Here is a 14,513-nt window from a genome sequence, read left to right as displayed (position 1 = left end):
AAGTATTGGCGCGGAAAATGTTTCGCACCGGCCTGGCCGGGTTGAAGCGGCACGGACTAGGCTGGCTGAATGACCGCCAGCGCGCGGGTCGACGAGTTCGAGGAGCTGCGGCCGCACCTGTTGTCCGTCGCCTACCGGCTCACGGGCACGATGGCCGACGCGGAGGACATCGTGCAAGATGCCTGGTTGCGTTGGAGCGCCGCCCACCACGAGTCGATCAAGGATCTGCGGGCATGGCTCACGACGGTGGTCAGTCGGTTGAGCCTGGACCGACTTCGTTCTGCAGCGCATCGGCGCGAAACCTATGTCGGCCAATGGCTTCCGGAGCCGGTGGTCACCCCGCTGAGCGGCGACGACCCGTTGGCGGCGGTGGTCGCCGGTGAAGACGCCCGGTTCGCGGCGATGGTGGTACTCGAACGGCTCAACCCCGATCAGCGCGTGGCGTTCGTGTTGCACGACGGCTTCTCGGTGCCGTTCGGTGAAGTGGCCGATGTACTCGGTGTCAGCGAGGCCGCAGCGCGGCAGCTGGCCTCCCGGGCGCGGCGTGCCGTCGCCGACGCGCCACCCCCGGTGTCCGACGACACCCACAACGAGGTTGCCGGCGCGCTGATGGCAGCCCTCGCTGCAGGTGACATGGAAGCCGTTGTGCGCCTGCTACATCCCGATGTCACCTTCACCGGGGACTCGAACCGCCGCGCGCCGACCGCGCCGCGCGTCATCCACGGCCCGGAGAAGGTGGCCCGGTTCCTGTTCGGGCTGGCGCGTCGCTATGGACCGGGCTGGCTCGAGACGGGTGTGCCCGCCCTGATCAACGGTCAGTTCGGCAGCTGGACGCCGGGGGTACCTGCCCACGACGGCTATCCGGAGATGACGCCGCGCGTCACCGCGATGACCGTGCGCGACGGCAAGGTCTGCGCGATATGGGATATCGCCAACCCGGACAAGTTCACCGGCTCGCCGCTGAAGGCCCGTCGGTAACCCACGGGACCCGGCACGCATCGCCCGAACCGAAGCCCTGCTCGGTGATGCCCAGCGCCGAGTACATCCGTGCGCGCATGTTCTCCACGCCGATCTGATACGTCAGCTCGATGACACCGTCGTCGCCGAACCGCCGGCGAAGGTCATCGACCTGTTCGTCGGTGATCGTGTGCGGATCACCGCTCATCGCGTCGGCGTAGGCGATCGCGGCGCGCTCGTCGTCGGAGAACAGGGGGGAGGTCGCGTAGTCGTCGATGTGCTTGAGGCGGTCGACGTCGAGGCCGTCGAGGCGTTGCAGCATTGCGCCGAAGTCCACGCACCACGAGCATCCGACCGTGCGCGCGGCCCAGAACACCGCGAGCTCGCGAACACTGGCGGGCAGCTTCTTCGACCCGGACTGCAGCATGCCCTCGTGCACGACGTTGGCGAGCATCAGCCGCGGGTGATGCGCCGCCACGGCGAACGGTTCGGGAACCTCGCCGAACCGGCGCTTGGCGACCCGGTACAGGAGCTTGGTGAGCAGCGAGGCGCGCTGCGGGGGCAGGGGTTCGATACGGGTTTTCTGTGCGTTTTCGGTCATACCCGCTAGACGAGACAGCCCGCCGGTATGTGACAGCACAGTTTTGTCGCCGGGTGGTTTCGGTGTAGTTCGTTGCGGTCAGCGCAACCAACGACACCGAAATCGCCACTACTAGCGCGCGAACATCAGCGCGCGCTTGACCTCCTGGATGGCCTGCGTGACCTGGATGCCGCGCGGGCACGATTCGGTGCAGTTGAACGTCGTTCGGCAGCGCCACACCCCGTCGACCTCGTTGAGTATGTCGAGCCGCTCGGCGGCGGCCTCATCGCGGCTGTCGAAGATGAAGCGGTGCGCGTTGACGATCGCGGCGGGACCGAAGTAGGACCCTTCGCTCCAGTAGATCGGGCAGCTCGTCGTGCAGCACGCGCACAGGATGCACTTGGTGGTGTCGTCGTAGCGGGCCCGGTCGGTCTGGCTCTGAATACGTTCGCGCGTAGGGGGATTGCCGCTGGTGACCAGGTACGGCTTGATCGCGCGGTAGGCGTCGAAGAACGGCTCCATGTCCACGATCAGGTCCTTCTCCACGGGCAGGCCGCGGATCGGCTCGATCGTGATGGTCAACTGCTTCTTCGGATTCTTAGGCAGCATGTCGCGCATCAGCACCTTGCACGCCAGCCGGTTGACCCCATTGATCCGCATAGCATCCGAGCCGCACACACCGTGCGCGCACGACCGCCGGAACGTCAACGTGCCGTCCAGGTACCACTTCACGTAGTGCAGCAGGTTGAGCAGCCGGTCGGTGGGCAGGCAGGGAACGCGGAAACTCTGCCAGCCTCCCGAATCGGCGTAGGCGTCGGGCTCTTCCGGATTGAACCGCGCGATCTTCAGCGTCACCATCACCGAACCCTCGGGCACGGGCGGCAGTTCGGGTTCGGCGGTGGCCGGGCCTTTCACGTCAGGCGCGATCGTCATGGGTCAGTACTTCCGTTCCATCGGCTCATAGCGGGTCTGGACCACGGGCTTGTAGTCCAGCCGGATGTCGGACAGAAGGTCCGTGCCCTCCTTGTAGGCCATGGTGTGGCGCATGTAGTTGGTGTCGTCGCGGTTGGGGTAGTCCTCGCGGGCATGGCCGCCGCGCGACTCCTTGCGGTTCAACGCACCGACCACGGTGACCTCAGCGAGCTCGAGCAGGAAGCCGAGCTCGATCGCCTCGAGCAGATCGCTGTTGTAGCGCTTACCCTTGTCGTGCACCGTGATTCGCGAGTACCGCTCCTTGAGTGCGTGGATGTCGGTCAGCGCCTGCTTCAGCGTCTCCTCGGTGCGGAACACCGCGGCGTTGTTGTCCATCGACTGCTGCAGGGCGCCGCGGATGTCGGCGACGCGCTCGTTGCCGTGCTCGGAGAGGATGTCGCCGACCCAGTCGACCACCATGCCCGCCGGATTCTGCGGAAGCGGGACGTGGTCGTGTCCCAGTGCGTAATTGGCCGCGGCGATGCCGGCGCGACGGCCGAACACATTGATGTCCAGCAGCGAGTTGGTGCCCAGGCGGTTGGCACCGTGGACGGACACGCATGCGCATTCGCCCGCGGCGTAGAGGCCGGGGATGATCGTCGTGTTGTCGCGCAGCACCTGTCCGTTGACGTTGGTCGGGATGCCGCCCATCACGTAGTGGCACGTCGGGTAGACCGGCACCAACTCCTTGACCGGGTCGACGCCCAGGTACGTGCGGGCGAACTCGGTGATGTCGGGCAGCTTGGCCTCGAGCACGTCCTCGCCGAGGTGGCGCACGTCGATGTAGACGTAGTCCTTGTTCGGCCCCGCGCCGCGGCCCTCGAGCACCTCAAGCACCATGGACCTGGCGACGATGTCGCGCGGTGCCAGGTCGACGATCGTCGGCGCGTAGCGCTCCATGAAGCGCTCGCCATCGCCATTGAGCAACCGGCCGCCCTCGCCGCGCACCGCCTCGGAGATCAGGATGCCGAGGCCAGCGAGGCCGGTCGGATGGAACTGGTGAAACTCCATGTCCTCCAAGGGAAGTCCCTTGCGGAAGACGATGCCGAGGCCGTCCCCGGTCAGCGTGTGGGCGTTGGAGGTGGTCTTGTACATCCGCCCCGACCCGCCGGTGGCGAACACGATGGCCTTGGCGTGAAAGACGTGGATGTCACCGGTGGCCAGCTCATAGGCGATGACGCCGGTGGCGACGGGCCCGGACTGCGTCTCGGTGATCGAGATGTCCAGCGCGTAGAACTCGTTGAAGAACTCGACGTCGTGCTTGACGCAGTTTTGATACAGCGTCTGCAGGATCATGTGGCCGGTGCGGTCGGCGGCATAACAGGCCCGGCGCACCGGGGCCTTGCCGTGATCGCGGGTGTGCCCGCCGAAACGGCGCTGGTCGATGCGGCCCTCGGGGGTGCGGTTGAACGGCATCCCCATCTTCTCGAGGTCGAGCACCGCGTCGATGGCTTCCTTGCACATGATCTCGACGGCGTCCTGGTCGGCGAGGTAGTCGCCGCCCTTGACGGTGTCGAAGGTGTGCCACTCCCAGTTGTCCTCTTCGACGTTGGCCAGCGCGGCGCACATCCCGCCCTGGGCGGCGCCGGTGTGGCTGCGCGTCGGGTACAGCTTGGTCAGCACCGCGGTGCGGGCTCGCGGACCCGCCTCCACCGCTGCGCGCATACCGGCCCCGCCCGCACCGACGATGACGACGTCGTAGCGATGTTCCTGAATCATGTGAAGCTCACCCTCATGAGATGTTCGCGTCGAAGGTCACCAGCACGTAGCTGCCCAGCACCAGGGTGAATCCGGTCGCCAGCAGCAATAGCGAGTTCAGCCAGAATTTCGTGGTGTTCTTGCGCGCGTAGTCACCGATGATGGTCCGCAGGCCGTTGGCTCCGTGCAGCTGGGCCAGCCACAGCAGCGCCATGTCCCAGATCTGCCAGAACGGCGACGCCCAGCGTTCGGCGACGTAGTTGAAGTCGATGCGGTAGACCCCGTCCTCCCACATCAGCATCACGAACAGGTGGCCCAGTGCCAGAAAGACCAGCGCGACACCCGAGAACCGCATGAACAGCCATGCGTATTTCTCGAAGTAGGGGATGCCGCGCGGACGCCGAGGTGCCCTCGGGTGGTCCAGGCCGGCCGGCCTGTCGTGCTCCTTCTGCATCACCGGGGCGATGCGGCCCTCGCGGTGGTGCGGCGTCCAGGCTCCCGTGGGCCCGCCGGCTGGCGCGCTCACAGGAACCGCTCCGCCATGTGCATGCCGATGATGCCGAGGGACGGGATGAAGATCGCCAGGAAGACGCCGACCACGATCCACAGCATCACCCGCTGATAGCGCGCGCCGTGCTGCCAGAAGTCGATGAGGATCACTCGGATGCCGTTGAGGGCGTGGTAGAGCACGGCGACGACCAGCCCGATCTCCATCAGCCCGATCAGCGGAGTCTTGTAGGTCTCGATGACCTCGTTATAGGCCTGCGGGCTGACCCGCACCAGCGCCGTGTCGAGCACGTGCACGAACAGGAAGAAGAAGATCGTCGCACCGGTGATGCGGTGCAGGACCCAGGACCACATCCCGGGATCGCCGCGGTAGAGGGTTCGTCTGCGCGACGGTCGCGATCGTGGAGCCGCGGAGGATCCCGGCGGTCCCCCGGAAATCTGAGTACTCATCTGGCCTCCAACGCCTTCGGTGGACGATTGGGCTGCGGAGCTGCACCGGGCGGCAGGTTCCTTCCTGGCGGTCGGTTCCGGTTCGTGCACTTCACCCAAACCTCGGGGCGACTCTAAACCCAGTTGTACTGCTAAACGAACTACGGTTTAGCCGTCGATGTCTTGAAAAACGCCGAAGTTAGGGTTGCCTATTCCGATTCCCGGCCTCGGGCAGGGGACATCGGAATGCATTCAGAACCGGCCTGGCGAGGGTGGGACGATGTCGGAGATCAACTGGAATACGCTGCGCTACAAGGCAACTGAATTGTCTGGGGCAGCTTACGCGCCATATTCGGGGTTGGCGGTCGGCGCAGCCGCCCTGGTCGACGACGGGCGGGTGGTGACTGGTTGCAATGTGGAAAATGTCTCATATGGTCTTGGTCTCTGTGCGGAGTGCGCGGTGGTCTGCGACCTGCATTCGGGCGGTGGTGGGCGCCTGATCGCGCTGTCGTGCGTCGACGCGGCGGGGGATCTGCTCATGCCGTGCGGCCGGTGCCGTCAGGTGCTGCTCGAGCACGGCGGGCCGGGGATGCTGATCGACCATCCGAACGGACCGCGGCCGCTGGCCGAGTTGCTTCCCGACGCGTTCGGACCGCAGGACCTGGCCCGGCGGGATCGGCCGCGGGATGGGGAAACTCCGTGATGCAGTTCACATTTGATGCACCGACGGTGATCCGGACCAAGCGTGACGGGGGGGTGCTCTCGGACGCGGCGATCGACTGGGTGATCGACGCCTATACCCATGGCCGGGTGGTCGACGAGCAGATGTCGGCGTTGCTGATGGCGATTTTACTGCGCGGTATGACGGCGGCCGAGATCGCCCGTTGGACGGCGGCGATGGTCGACTCCGGTGAGCGGATGGACTTCAGCGATCTCCGTCGCGGCGGAAAGCCTCTGGCGTTGGTGGACAAGCACTCCACCGGTGGGGTCGGGGACAAGATCACGATCCCGCTGGTGCCCGTGGTGATGGCGTGCGGCGGTGCGGTGCCGCAGGCCGCCGGACGCGGGCTCGGCCATACCGGCGGCACGCTCGACAAGCTGGAGTCCATTGCCGGGTTCACCGCTGAGATCTCCAAACACCAGATCCGCCAACAGCTTTGCGACTTGGGCGCCGCGATCTTCGCCGCGGGTGAACTGGCCCCCGCCGACCGCAAGATCTATGCGCTGCGCGACATCACGGCGACCACGGAGTCGCTGCCGCTGATCGCGAGTTCGGTGATGAGCAAGAAGATCGCGGAGGGCGCCAACGCGTTGGTGCTCGACACCAAGGTCGGTTCGGGTGCCTTCCTGAAGACGGAGGAGGAGTCGCGGGAGTTGGCCCGCACGATGGTCGAACTGGGCACCGCGCACGGGCTGACCACCCGGGCGGTGCTGACCGACATGTCCACACCGCTGGGCCGCGCCGTCGGCAATGCCGTGGAGGTTGCCGAATCGCTGGAGGTGCTCGCTGGTGGCGGTCCCTCCGACGTGGTCGAGCTCACGGTCACCCTGGCCGCCGAGATGCTCGATGCCGCGGGCCTCGACGGTGTGGACCCGGCCCAGACCCTTGCGGACGGCTCGGCGATGGACCGGTTCCGCCATCTCGTCGCCGCGCAGGGCGGTGATCTGGGCCAGGACCTGCCCGTCGGTCCCCACGCCGAAACCATCAGGGCGCCGCGCGATGGCAGGATGGAGAGCATCGACGCGATGGCGGTGGGTCTGGCGGTGTGGCGGCTCGGAGCGGGCCGCTCCGCTCCTGGTGAGCGGGTCCAGCCGGGCGCGGGGATGTACATCCACCGGCGGGTGGGCGAACCGGTGAGCGCCGGGGAGCCGCTGTTCACGCTCTACACCGAGACCCCCGACCGTTTCGAGGGGGCGATCGCCGAACTGGATGGTGGCTGGGCCGTCGGCGACGCCGCACCGCCGTCGCGTCCGCTGATCATCGACCGAATCACGAGCGGAGCCTGACCGGAGACCGACATGACGACGCTGACGCTGGACTCGATCAGACAAGCGCCCAAGGCGCTGCTGCACGACCACCTGGACGGCGGGTTGCGGCCCGCGACCGTCCTCGAACTGGCGGAGGCGACGGGTTACGACGACCTTCCGGCGACCGATGTCGACGAGCTGGCGACGTTCTTCCGCACAGCCGCGCACAGCGGGTCGCTGGTGCGCTATCTCGAGCCGTTCGCCCACACCGTCGGAGTCATGCAGACACCTGAGGCCCTGCACCGGGTGGCCTACGAATGCGTCGAGGACCTCGCCGCCGACAACGTGGTTTACGCCGAGGTCCGCTTCGCGCCGGAGCTGCACATCGACGGCGGCCTGTCGCTGGACGCCGTCGTCGACGCGGTGATGGCCGGGTTCGCCGACGGTGAGAAGGCCGCCAGCGCCGAAGGGCGGACCATCACCGTGCGCTGCCTGGTGACCGCGATGCGGCACGCGGCGCGCTCGCTCGAGATCGCCGAACTGGCGGTCCGGTTCCGCGACAAGGGCGTAGTCGGTTTCGACATCGCAGGCGCAGAAGCGGGCCATCCGCCCTCACGGCATCTAGACGCGTTCGAGTACATGCGAGGCAACAACGCGCGCTTCACGATTCACGCGGGGGAGGCCTTCGGTCTGCCGTCGATCCACGAGGCGATCGCCTACTGCGGCGCCGACCGCCTCGGCCACGGCGTTCGGATCGTCGACGACATCACCGTCGCACCCGACGGCACCGCGCAACTGGGCCGGCTCGCGGCACTGCTGCGCGACAAGCGGATTCCGTTCGAGATGTGCCCCTCGTCCAACGTGCAGACCGGGGCGGTGGCCAGCATCGCCGAGCATCCGTTCGACCTGTTGGCCCGGCTGCGCTTCCGCGTCACCGTCAACACCGACAACAGGCTGATGAGCGATACGACGATGAGCCAGGAGATGCTGCGCCTGGTCGAGACTTTCGGCTACGGCTGGAGCGATCTGCAGCGGTTCACGATCAACGCGATGAAGTCGGCGTTCGTCTCGTTCGACGAGCGCCTGTCGATCATCGACGACGTCATCAAGCCGCGCTACGCCGTCCTGATCGGCTGAGGAAGTTCCTGCGCGAGCGGCCGTGTTTGCGCGCCGACACGCCGCTTCCGCATGACATTTCGCGGTCGCTCGAGGGCGAGGTGTGCCCCTATTCGGGACGAAGCCGCGACTCGACGAACGCTTCCAGCGCCTCCCACTGTTCGACAGCTTTCGCGTACGGCGGGCTCGGTGCGCGGACGGTGTCGGGTTCCAGGGCGTGCGCGATCAGCCTTCCGAGCGGCTGGTCCGGATCGAGGGTCTGGTCGACGGTCGTGTCTTCCGAGTAGTCGCCGACGTCGCGGAGCAGTTCGACCGCGAGTTCCAATTGGTCGCGATCCAACGCGTCGGGTCCGTCCGCGAGATCGTCGACGATGCCCGTCAACACGTAGACGTTGTCGTCGGTGATCTCGACCTGAAGCGAGCCGTCGGTGGCGGCCGTGCGGATGTCGTCGTAGGTGGCAAGACCCGACAGGTCGTGGTCGTGTTCGTCGGCCAGATAGCGCGCCAGTGCCCGCTCGGAACCGAACACGCTGATGCGCCCATTGCGGCCGAGGAAGACCGGCTGATCGTCGAGGTAGCAGCGCAGCGTGTAGTAGGTACCCGCGCTCGTCATCAACCGGACCGGGTCGATGCCGACCTTGAGCCAGAAGTCCTCGTCGCTGCCCAGCACCTGGCTCTGCGCCTGGGAGGTCAGGGCGTCGGACTCCTCCTCTTCGGCCTCTTCGGTCGTCTCGGTTTCGGAAACTTCTTCGACCAGCTCGTCCTCTTCGGGTTCCGGCGCCGGCTCGGCCAGCTCGGCTTCGGCCTTCTGCGAGGCGGCGGTGTCGACGTCGGGGGTTGTGATCACCTCGTCGAGCGCGTCGACGACGTTGTCCCAGGCCCGGGCGATGACCGCCTCGATCTCGCCCCACCGCTTTCGTCCGCTGCGGCCGGAGAACGCCTCGATCCCGCCGCCGAGTGTGCCCAGCACCGGGTTGCCGTTGAAAAACCTTGTGACGACCGGGAGTTCGCACACCGAGCCGAGCGACGAGACGATCACCAGTGTGCGGTGCAGCTGCCGAACCGCGTCCTCGCTGACCTTCTCGGCGACGAGCTCCGGCACGCCGATGACGTCGTACTGGCGCTCCTCGGCGGGGTCCAGGCGGTGGGCGTTGGCCTCGGTGATCTTGGTCCATGCGGGGTGATCGGCCAGGTCGTTGTCCTTGTCGGTCCTGACGAATGCGACCAGGTCGGCGACCGACTCGAACCCGTACAGATCCTCGTCCTTGCCGAGGAAGGCCTCCCACTCGTCGCCGCCATCACGCCAGCGTGGAGCCCATAACGTGTACAGGTCGCCCTTGGTCAAGCCGAGCCGGATCGCCACGATGTCAGCAGCCATGCGGCACAGGATAGCCACTCGACCCGCAAGCCCCTGCGCGGAGCAGGGCCCCAACGGTAGCGAGCGGCGCGGCCGGTCGGAGGGTTCGTGCGTGCTTGGCGCGCGAAACCAGCCCACCTTCGCGAGCACCTAGGGCAGGCTGGCGTGATGACGGAAGCCACCGACCTGGTCGATGCGGTGGTTGACCTGAGCCAGGTGTTGGGCCGGACAACATTTCCGCTATCTGCGCCCTCGGCGTGGCCGGCCGAGCGTGACCGCCGCGAGCTGGCCGGGCAGCTGGCCGATTATCTGATTCCTCGTTTGCGCAGTATCGACGCCCCGCTGCTGGCGGTCGTCGGTGGCTCCACGGGCGCCGGGAAGTCGACGCTGATCAACTCATTGGTCGGTGTCGATGTGAGCCCGGCCGGTGTGCTGCGGCCGACCACTCGGGGGCCGGTGATCGTGTGCCATCCCTCCGACCTGATGTGGTTCACCGACGACCGGATCCTGCCGCAGTTGCCGCGCTCGTCGGGGCCGGATGGCCTGCGGTTGGCGACGAATACCGGTATCGGCCCCGGGCTCGCGCTGCTCGACGCTCCGGACATCGACAGCGTGGTGAGCACGAACCGGGAGCTCGCGGACACCCTGCTGGCCGCCGCCGACCTGTGGATATTCCTGACGACCGCGGCCCGCTACGCCGACGCGGTGCCCTGGCAGCTGCTGCACACCGCGCGGGATCGGGGGACGGCGATCGCCATCGTGCTCGACCGCTGCCCGCCGGAAGCGGTGAAGGACGTCGGTGCGCACCTGTCGGACATGCTCGCGGCCAATGGGTTGGGAGGCGCGCCGCTGTTCGTTATCGCCGAGCAGTCGTTACGAGGCGGACTGTTGCGGGAGAAGGCGATCGCCCCAATCCGCTCGTGGCTGGCGAGCCTGACCGCGGATGCAGAGCAGCGGGCCGCGGTGGTCCGCTACACCTTGGACGGGGCACTCCGCAGCCTTGCGCCTCGGACATACGCGCTGGCCGAGGCGGCCGATGAGCAGGCCGCGGTGCGCAAGCAGCTGGAGTCGTGTGTGTCTTCGTCCTATGCGGGCGCGCTGTCGCGGGTGGAAGAGGCGATCCGCGATGGCGCGTTGCTGCGGGGCGAGGTGCTGGCTCGCTGGCAGGACGTCGTCGGAACCGGCGAGTTCCTGCGCAAACTGGAGTCGCGCGTCGGCCGGATCCGCGACCGGGTGGTGGCCGCGGTTAGCGGGCGGCCCACCCCCGTCGAGGAACTGGGTTCAGCATTGGAGTCCGGCATCGCGACGGTTGTTCAGGCCGCAGTGGAGGACGCCACCGAGACGGCGTACGGCTGCTGGGCCCGGCACCAGGCCGGAGCAAGCCTGCTGACCGACGCACTGGCCCGTCCCGCTGCCGGGCTGGCCGAGGCCGTGGAGCGGATGGTCCGCGACTGGCAGGAGTTCGTGCTCGAACTTGTGCGTACGGAGGGGGCGTCGAAGCGGACGGGGGCACGACTGGCCTCCTACGGCGTCAACGGTGCGGGACTGGTGGTCATGTTGGCGGTGTTCAGCCAGACGGCCGGGCTGACTGGCGCGGAGATAGCGGTGGCGGGCGGCACGAGTGTGGCTAGCCAGAAGGTCCTCGAGGCGATTTTCGGCGAGCAAGCGGTCCGCGGCTTGGCCCGGCGGGCCCGCGAGGAGCTGCTAATCCGCGTCGACGGGCTGTTGCACCAGGACGCCGCTCGGTACGACGAGGTGCTCGGGGGCGCGTCGGCCATGATCTCCGGTGACCAGTTGCGAGCGGCCGCCGATCGCATGGCGGCGGTCCTGCGGTGACGCTGACCGATCGGCTGGGGGCGTTGTCGGTGATCACCGCGCTGGGCGACGGTCGCATTCCCGACGAGCTGCTGGCCGAACTGCGAAGCCTGGACCAGCGCGCCGGAACTCGGTTACGGCTGTCGGGCGAGAACACCGTGGTTGCGTTGGCCGGCGCGACTGGCAGCGGGAAGTCGTCGTTGTTCAACGCCATCGTCGGCGCGCCTTTGGCCGCGGTCGGGGTACGCCGGCCGACGACGTCGGCGACCCAGGCCGTTGTGTTCGGGCGTTCGGGCGCAACGGAACTGTTGGATTGGTTGGAGATCGGGACTCGGCAGTACAACGACGCGTCGGCGGCCCCGGAGTTGTCCGGCCTGGTGCTGCTCGACCTGCCGGATCACGACTCCACCGAGTTGTCCCATCGGGCCGAGGTGGACCGGCTGGTGCGCCTTGTCGACGCCTTTGTCTGGGTGCTCGATCCGCAGAAATACGCAGACGCGGTGCTACACGACTCCTATCTGCGACCGCTGGCCGCGCACCGAGATGTGATGGCGGTAGTGCTCAACCAGTCCGACCGGCTCTCGTCTTCCGATGTGGACGCGTGTGTGCGCGACCTGGACCGGCTGCTGGCCGACGACGGGTTGGCCGGGGTGCCCGTGCTGGCGACGTCGGCGGTCACACCCGGCGGGGTGGCCCCCCTGCACGACTTCTTGGCCGCCACCGTGGCCAACCATCGAGCCCGGACCGCGCGGGTCAGCGCGGATCTGGATGCGACAGCTGCCCGCCTTGCCCAGCTGATACCGCAGCGGCGGTCCGATCCCGCGCTGCGCGACGGCGGACGACGGCTGCAGAGCGCGCTGGCGGCGGCGGCCGGTGTTCCCACCGTCGTGGCCGCGGTCGGCCGGGCCTATGATCGACGCGGGTTGGCCGCGGTCGGTTGGCCACCGCTGCGCTGGCTGGCCAAAGTCCGGCCAGATCCGTTGCGGCGGTTAGGAATAAGTCAGCTCGACGGGCATGGCGAAGTACTTCGTCGCACGTCGTTACCGTCGGCGTCTGCGGCCTCGCGCGCGGCAGTTGACACCGCCGTCCGCTCGCTGGCCGACGTCGCGTCGACTGGGCTGCCGGCACCGTGGCCTCGTAAAATGTTGGAGGCGACCAAGTCTCGGACGCCGGACGTGCCCGATGCGCTCGACCGAGTCGTCGGCGGAACCAACCTCGGCCTGGACCGTACGCCGCGGTGGTGGGCGTTGGTCGGCGCGCTCCAGTGGGCGTTGCTCGCCGCGGCGGTTGTAGGCGGAGCGTCACTCGGGGTGATCGCCGTGCTGGCCTACCTGCAGATCGATGTCGAGGCCCCGTCACTCGGACCATTCGCCTGGCCCACAGTGCTTCTCGTCGGCGGACTCGCCCTCGGCCTGGCGCTGCGGGTGATCATCCGGCCCTTCGTAGCGTTGGGTGCGGCGCGGCGCCGGCGACGGGCGGCAGCGGAACTGCGGCGGCGGGTGGACGCGGTGGGAGAGGAGCTCATCCTGGCGCCGCTGCGGGCGGAACTGGCCGTGTACGAGCAACTGTCGGCGGCTGTCCACCGGCTCGGCCGTGGCTGAGGCGGGCGTTCCCCACTACGCGGAAACCGTGGTGATGCGGTTGTGGTGGATGATCCAGGTGCACAACTAGGCGGGGGAAGCGCTTAAGCCGTCGGCCGCCAGAATCCCTGGAAGCCCTGTCCGGCGTTCGTCGTCCGGATCGGCGACAACTTCACCGGGTCGCCGGCCTCGATCATCTGGCCGTTGCCGACCACCATCGCCACGTGGCCGTCCCACACCGCGAGGTCACCGGGTCGTAGGTCGCCCGCCGCGACCGGGGCACCGACGTCCTGTTCCTGGGCCAACCGTGGCAGGGACATACCGGCTTCGGAATAGGCCCACTGCGTCAGGCCGCTGCAGTCCAGGCCGACCCCCGGCGTGGTGCCGCCCCAGTCGTACGGCACTCCCAGTTGGGTCAGGGCATATCTGACGGCGCTCGCCGCCGTCGCGTTCGGTGCGGTCGCCGTGCTGCCGTCGGGTAACCGCACCGCGACACCGTCGCCGAAGGTCGCCGCGTCCGGGGTCGGAGCATCGGGACGGGACAACTCGGCGACGTCGCGCACCAGCGAGGCCAGCCCCGGCGGGTTCGCACCGAACCCGCCTGAAGGCAAACCCAGCCCTCCGGCGCCGGTCGGCAGTCCCGCACCACCACCGCCGAATCCCGATGACGGCACCGTCGGGGCGGTGAACCCCGCGGGCGCGGTCTCCGTCGGCCCGGCAGCCGGCCCAGGCGGCGGGGTGGGAAGACCTGCGGCATGCCCGTCCAGCGCGGCGCGCAATTCCTCCACCACCGCCAGGGCCTCTCTCAGTGATCGCTGCGCCTCGGCGACCAGCTCCTCCGTCACACCCGGCGAGTCGAGAAACGGCTCGAGCGCGGCCGCCCGCGCCTCGAAGGTGTCCACGATGTCGCTCAGGCGCTCACGAGCGCGCGCAACCGCGGCGTCGGCCGCCTCAGCCGCCGTGCCGAGCCGCTCGACCCGCTGCGCGAGCTCATCGGTTTGTGCGACGGCCGCGGTGAACACGCTCGCGGCCGCGTCGGCTCCCGCGCCCGCCCAGTGCTGCGCCACGCGGTCCCACGCCTGGCCGACTGACGCCGACGCCTCCCGCAGTGCGTTGTGCCCATCGCGCAGCGCAGCCGTGAGGTCGGCCCCCGAGCCAGAGCCGACCAGCGACTGGACATCACGCAGGGGCGCCGTCAGCCCTGCGACCAACGCAGTGGGCATCGTCAGACGCCGAGGACCCGGGCGCCCGCGCGATCGTCGGCGTCGTCATAGGCGAGCGCCGTCCGGTATGCGGCCTCCCCGCTCGCTGACGCGTGATCGCGCAGCGCGGCCGCCATGCGGGCCTCACACTCGACGGCGTCGGCCAGCGCCGCGAGGAACGGCCGGCCGACGGGACCGAACGCGGCAGCGGATGTGGTGAGGCCGGCCAGCTTCGAGGCGATGGCGCCCAGTTCGTCGGCGTACGCCGCGGTGGTCGCGGCCAGTGCTCGGACCGCGTCGGTGTCAGCGTGCATATGGAGTAGGACGCGGCG

The 14,513-nt window shown here is 68.3% G+C and carries 13 protein-coding genes and 1 pseudogene; 6 read left to right on the top strand and 8 right to left on the bottom strand.

Features of this window, described 5'->3' with window-relative positions:
• The first annotated feature begins 69 nt into the window (after nucleotides 1-69).
• Nucleotides 70-978 (top strand): sigma-70 family RNA polymerase sigma factor, encoded by a 909-nt coding sequence (locus AAHH99_RS10620; protein WP_418768594.1) that lies wholly within the window; start codon nucleotides 70-72, stop codon nucleotides 976-978.
• Here AAHH99_RS10620 and AAHH99_RS10615 read toward each other — a convergent pair.
• From AAHH99_RS10615 to sdhC, 5 genes and pseudogenes are all read right to left on the bottom strand, one after another.
• Nucleotides 947-1,591 (bottom strand): annotated as a pseudogene (locus tag AAHH99_RS10615) (carboxymuconolactone decarboxylase family protein); the annotation flags it as partial. The gene AAHH99_RS10620 and the pseudogene AAHH99_RS10615 sit on opposite strands and share 32 nt — an antisense overlap.
• Before the next feature lie 78 nt (nucleotides 1,592-1,669).
• The gene (locus tag AAHH99_RS10610) at nucleotides 1,670-2,470 is read right to left on the bottom strand and encodes a succinate dehydrogenase iron-sulfur subunit (protein ID WP_064425250.1); all 801 of its coding nucleotides are present in this window, start codon (nucleotides 2,468-2,470) and stop codon (nucleotides 1,670-1,672) included.
• Nucleotides 2,471-2,473: 3 nt separating this feature from the next.
• Complete coding sequence (gene sdhA / locus AAHH99_RS10605) at nucleotides 2,474-4,228, bottom strand: succinate dehydrogenase flavoprotein subunit (protein WP_064394229.1); 1,755 nt, start codon at nucleotides 4,226-4,228, stop codon at nucleotides 2,474-2,476.
• A gap of 13 nt (nucleotides 4,229-4,241) precedes the next feature.
• Entirely contained in the window at nucleotides 4,242-4,661 is a 420-nt protein-coding gene (locus AAHH99_RS10600) for a succinate dehydrogenase hydrophobic membrane anchor subunit (protein WP_064394320.1), read from the bottom strand.
• Between the two features lie 68 nt (nucleotides 4,662-4,729).
• Nucleotides 4,730-5,068, bottom strand: a complete 339-nt coding sequence (gene sdhC / locus AAHH99_RS10595; protein ID WP_064394228.1) for a succinate dehydrogenase, cytochrome b556 subunit — start codon at nucleotides 5,066-5,068, stop codon at nucleotides 4,730-4,732.
• A 355-nt stretch (nucleotides 5,069-5,423) separates the two neighbouring features.
• Between sdhC and AAHH99_RS10590 the strand changes: the two genes are divergently transcribed.
• Genes AAHH99_RS10590 through AAHH99_RS10580 form a run of 3 tightly spaced genes read left to right on the top strand, consistent with a single transcriptional unit; the run spans nucleotide 5,424 to nucleotide 8,248 of the window.
• Nucleotides 5,424-5,846, top strand: a complete 423-nt coding sequence (locus AAHH99_RS10590) for a cytidine deaminase (protein WP_418768593.1) — start codon at nucleotides 5,424-5,426, stop codon at nucleotides 5,844-5,846.
• Nucleotides 5,846-7,150 (top strand): thymidine phosphorylase, encoded by a 1,305-nt coding sequence (locus AAHH99_RS10585; protein ID WP_418769587.1) that lies wholly within the window; start codon nucleotides 5,846-5,848, stop codon nucleotides 7,148-7,150. The genes AAHH99_RS10590 and AAHH99_RS10585 overlap by 1 nt, the downstream gene beginning before the upstream one ends.
• A 12-nt stretch (nucleotides 7,151-7,162) precedes the next feature.
• A complete protein-coding gene (locus AAHH99_RS10580) occupies nucleotides 7,163-8,248 on the top strand; it encodes an adenosine deaminase (RefSeq protein WP_418768592.1) in 1,086 nt (361 codons plus the stop codon).
• An 88-nt stretch (nucleotides 8,249-8,336) separates the two neighbouring features.
• Here the strand turns inward: AAHH99_RS10580 and AAHH99_RS10575 are convergent, their stop codons facing one another.
• The gene (locus tag AAHH99_RS10575; protein WP_418768591.1) at nucleotides 8,337-9,605 is read right to left on the bottom strand and encodes a primosomal protein; all 1,269 of its coding nucleotides are present in this window, start codon (nucleotides 9,603-9,605) and stop codon (nucleotides 8,337-8,339) included.
• Between the two features lie 147 nt (nucleotides 9,606-9,752).
• Here AAHH99_RS10575 and AAHH99_RS10570 point away from each other — a divergent pair, with 147 nt between their 5' ends.
• Nucleotides 9,753-11,420, top strand: coding sequence for a dynamin family protein (locus tag AAHH99_RS10570; protein ID WP_418768590.1), 1,668 nt, complete (start codon nucleotides 9,753-9,755; stop codon nucleotides 11,418-11,420).
• Nucleotides 11,417-13,000, top strand: coding sequence for a GTPase (locus tag AAHH99_RS10565; RefSeq protein ID WP_418768589.1), 1,584 nt, complete (start codon nucleotides 11,417-11,419; stop codon nucleotides 12,998-13,000). Before AAHH99_RS10570 ends, AAHH99_RS10565 begins: the two co-directional genes overlap by 4 nt.
• An 83-nt stretch (nucleotides 13,001-13,083) precedes the next feature.
• Here AAHH99_RS10565 and AAHH99_RS10560 read toward each other — a convergent pair whose 3' ends face one another.
• Together AAHH99_RS10560 and AAHH99_RS10555 are read right to left on the bottom strand one after the other, a co-directional pair.
• The gene (locus AAHH99_RS10560) at nucleotides 13,084-14,202 is read right to left on the bottom strand and encodes a C40 family peptidase (protein WP_418768588.1); all 1,119 of its coding nucleotides are present in this window, start codon (nucleotides 14,200-14,202) and stop codon (nucleotides 13,084-13,086) included.
• 2 nt (nucleotides 14,203-14,204) lie between these two features.
• Complete coding sequence (locus AAHH99_RS10555) at nucleotides 14,205-14,495, bottom strand: type VII secretion target (RefSeq protein WP_418768587.1); 291 nt, start codon at nucleotides 14,493-14,495, stop codon at nucleotides 14,205-14,207.
• Nucleotides 14,496-14,513 lie beyond the last annotated feature (18 nt).

It is taken from the genome of Mycobacterium neumannii (assembly GCF_048452905.1).
In the GTDB taxonomy this organism is placed as follows: Bacteria; Actinomycetota; Actinomycetes; order Mycobacteriales; family Mycobacteriaceae; genus Mycobacterium; species Mycobacterium neumannii_B.
Note: the sequence above shows the minus strand (reverse complement) of the source record. Positions and strands in the feature narration are given on the sequence as shown.

Bases quoted from the DNA above. Each gene is read 5' to 3' on its own strand.
- sdhC (WP_064394228.1), bottom strand. From the start codon at position 5,068: ATGTGGTCCTGGGTCCTGCACCGCATCACCGGTGCGACGATCTTCTTC.
- AAHH99_RS10620 (WP_418768594.1), top strand. From the start codon at position 70: ATGACCGCCAGCGCGCGGGTCGACGAGTTCGAGGAGCTGCGGCCGCAC.
- AAHH99_RS10555 (WP_418768587.1), bottom strand. From the start codon at position 14,495: ATGCACGCTGACACCGACGCGGTCCGAGCACTGGCCGCGACCACCGCG.
- AAHH99_RS10610 (WP_064425250.1), bottom strand. From the start codon at position 2,470: ATGACGATCGCGCCTGACGTGAAAGGCCCGGCCACCGCCGAACCCGAA.
- AAHH99_RS10580 (WP_418768592.1), top strand. From the start codon at position 7,163: ATGACGACGCTGACGCTGGACTCGATCAGACAAGCGCCCAAGGCGCTG.
- AAHH99_RS10575 (WP_418768591.1), bottom strand. From the start codon at position 9,605: ATGGCTGCTGACATCGTGGCGATCCGGCTCGGCTTGACCAAGGGCGAC.
- sdhA (WP_064394229.1), bottom strand. From the start codon at position 4,228: ATGATTCAGGAACATCGCTACGACGTCGTCATCGTCGGTGCGGGCGGG.
- AAHH99_RS10560 (WP_418768588.1), bottom strand. From the start codon at position 14,202: ATGCCCACTGCGTTGGTCGCAGGGCTGACGGCGCCCCTGCGTGATGTC.
- AAHH99_RS10600 (WP_064394320.1), bottom strand. From the start codon at position 4,661: ATGCAGAAGGAGCACGACAGGCCGGCCGGCCTGGACCACCCGAGGGCA.
- AAHH99_RS10585 (WP_418769587.1), top strand. From the start codon at position 5,846: ATGCAGTTCACATTTGATGCACCGACGGTGATCCGGACCAAGCGTGAC.
- AAHH99_RS10590 (WP_418768593.1), top strand. From the start codon at position 5,424: ATGTCGGAGATCAACTGGAATACGCTGCGCTACAAGGCAACTGAATTG.
- AAHH99_RS10570 (WP_418768590.1), top strand. From the start codon at position 9,753: ATGACGGAAGCCACCGACCTGGTCGATGCGGTGGTTGACCTGAGCCAG.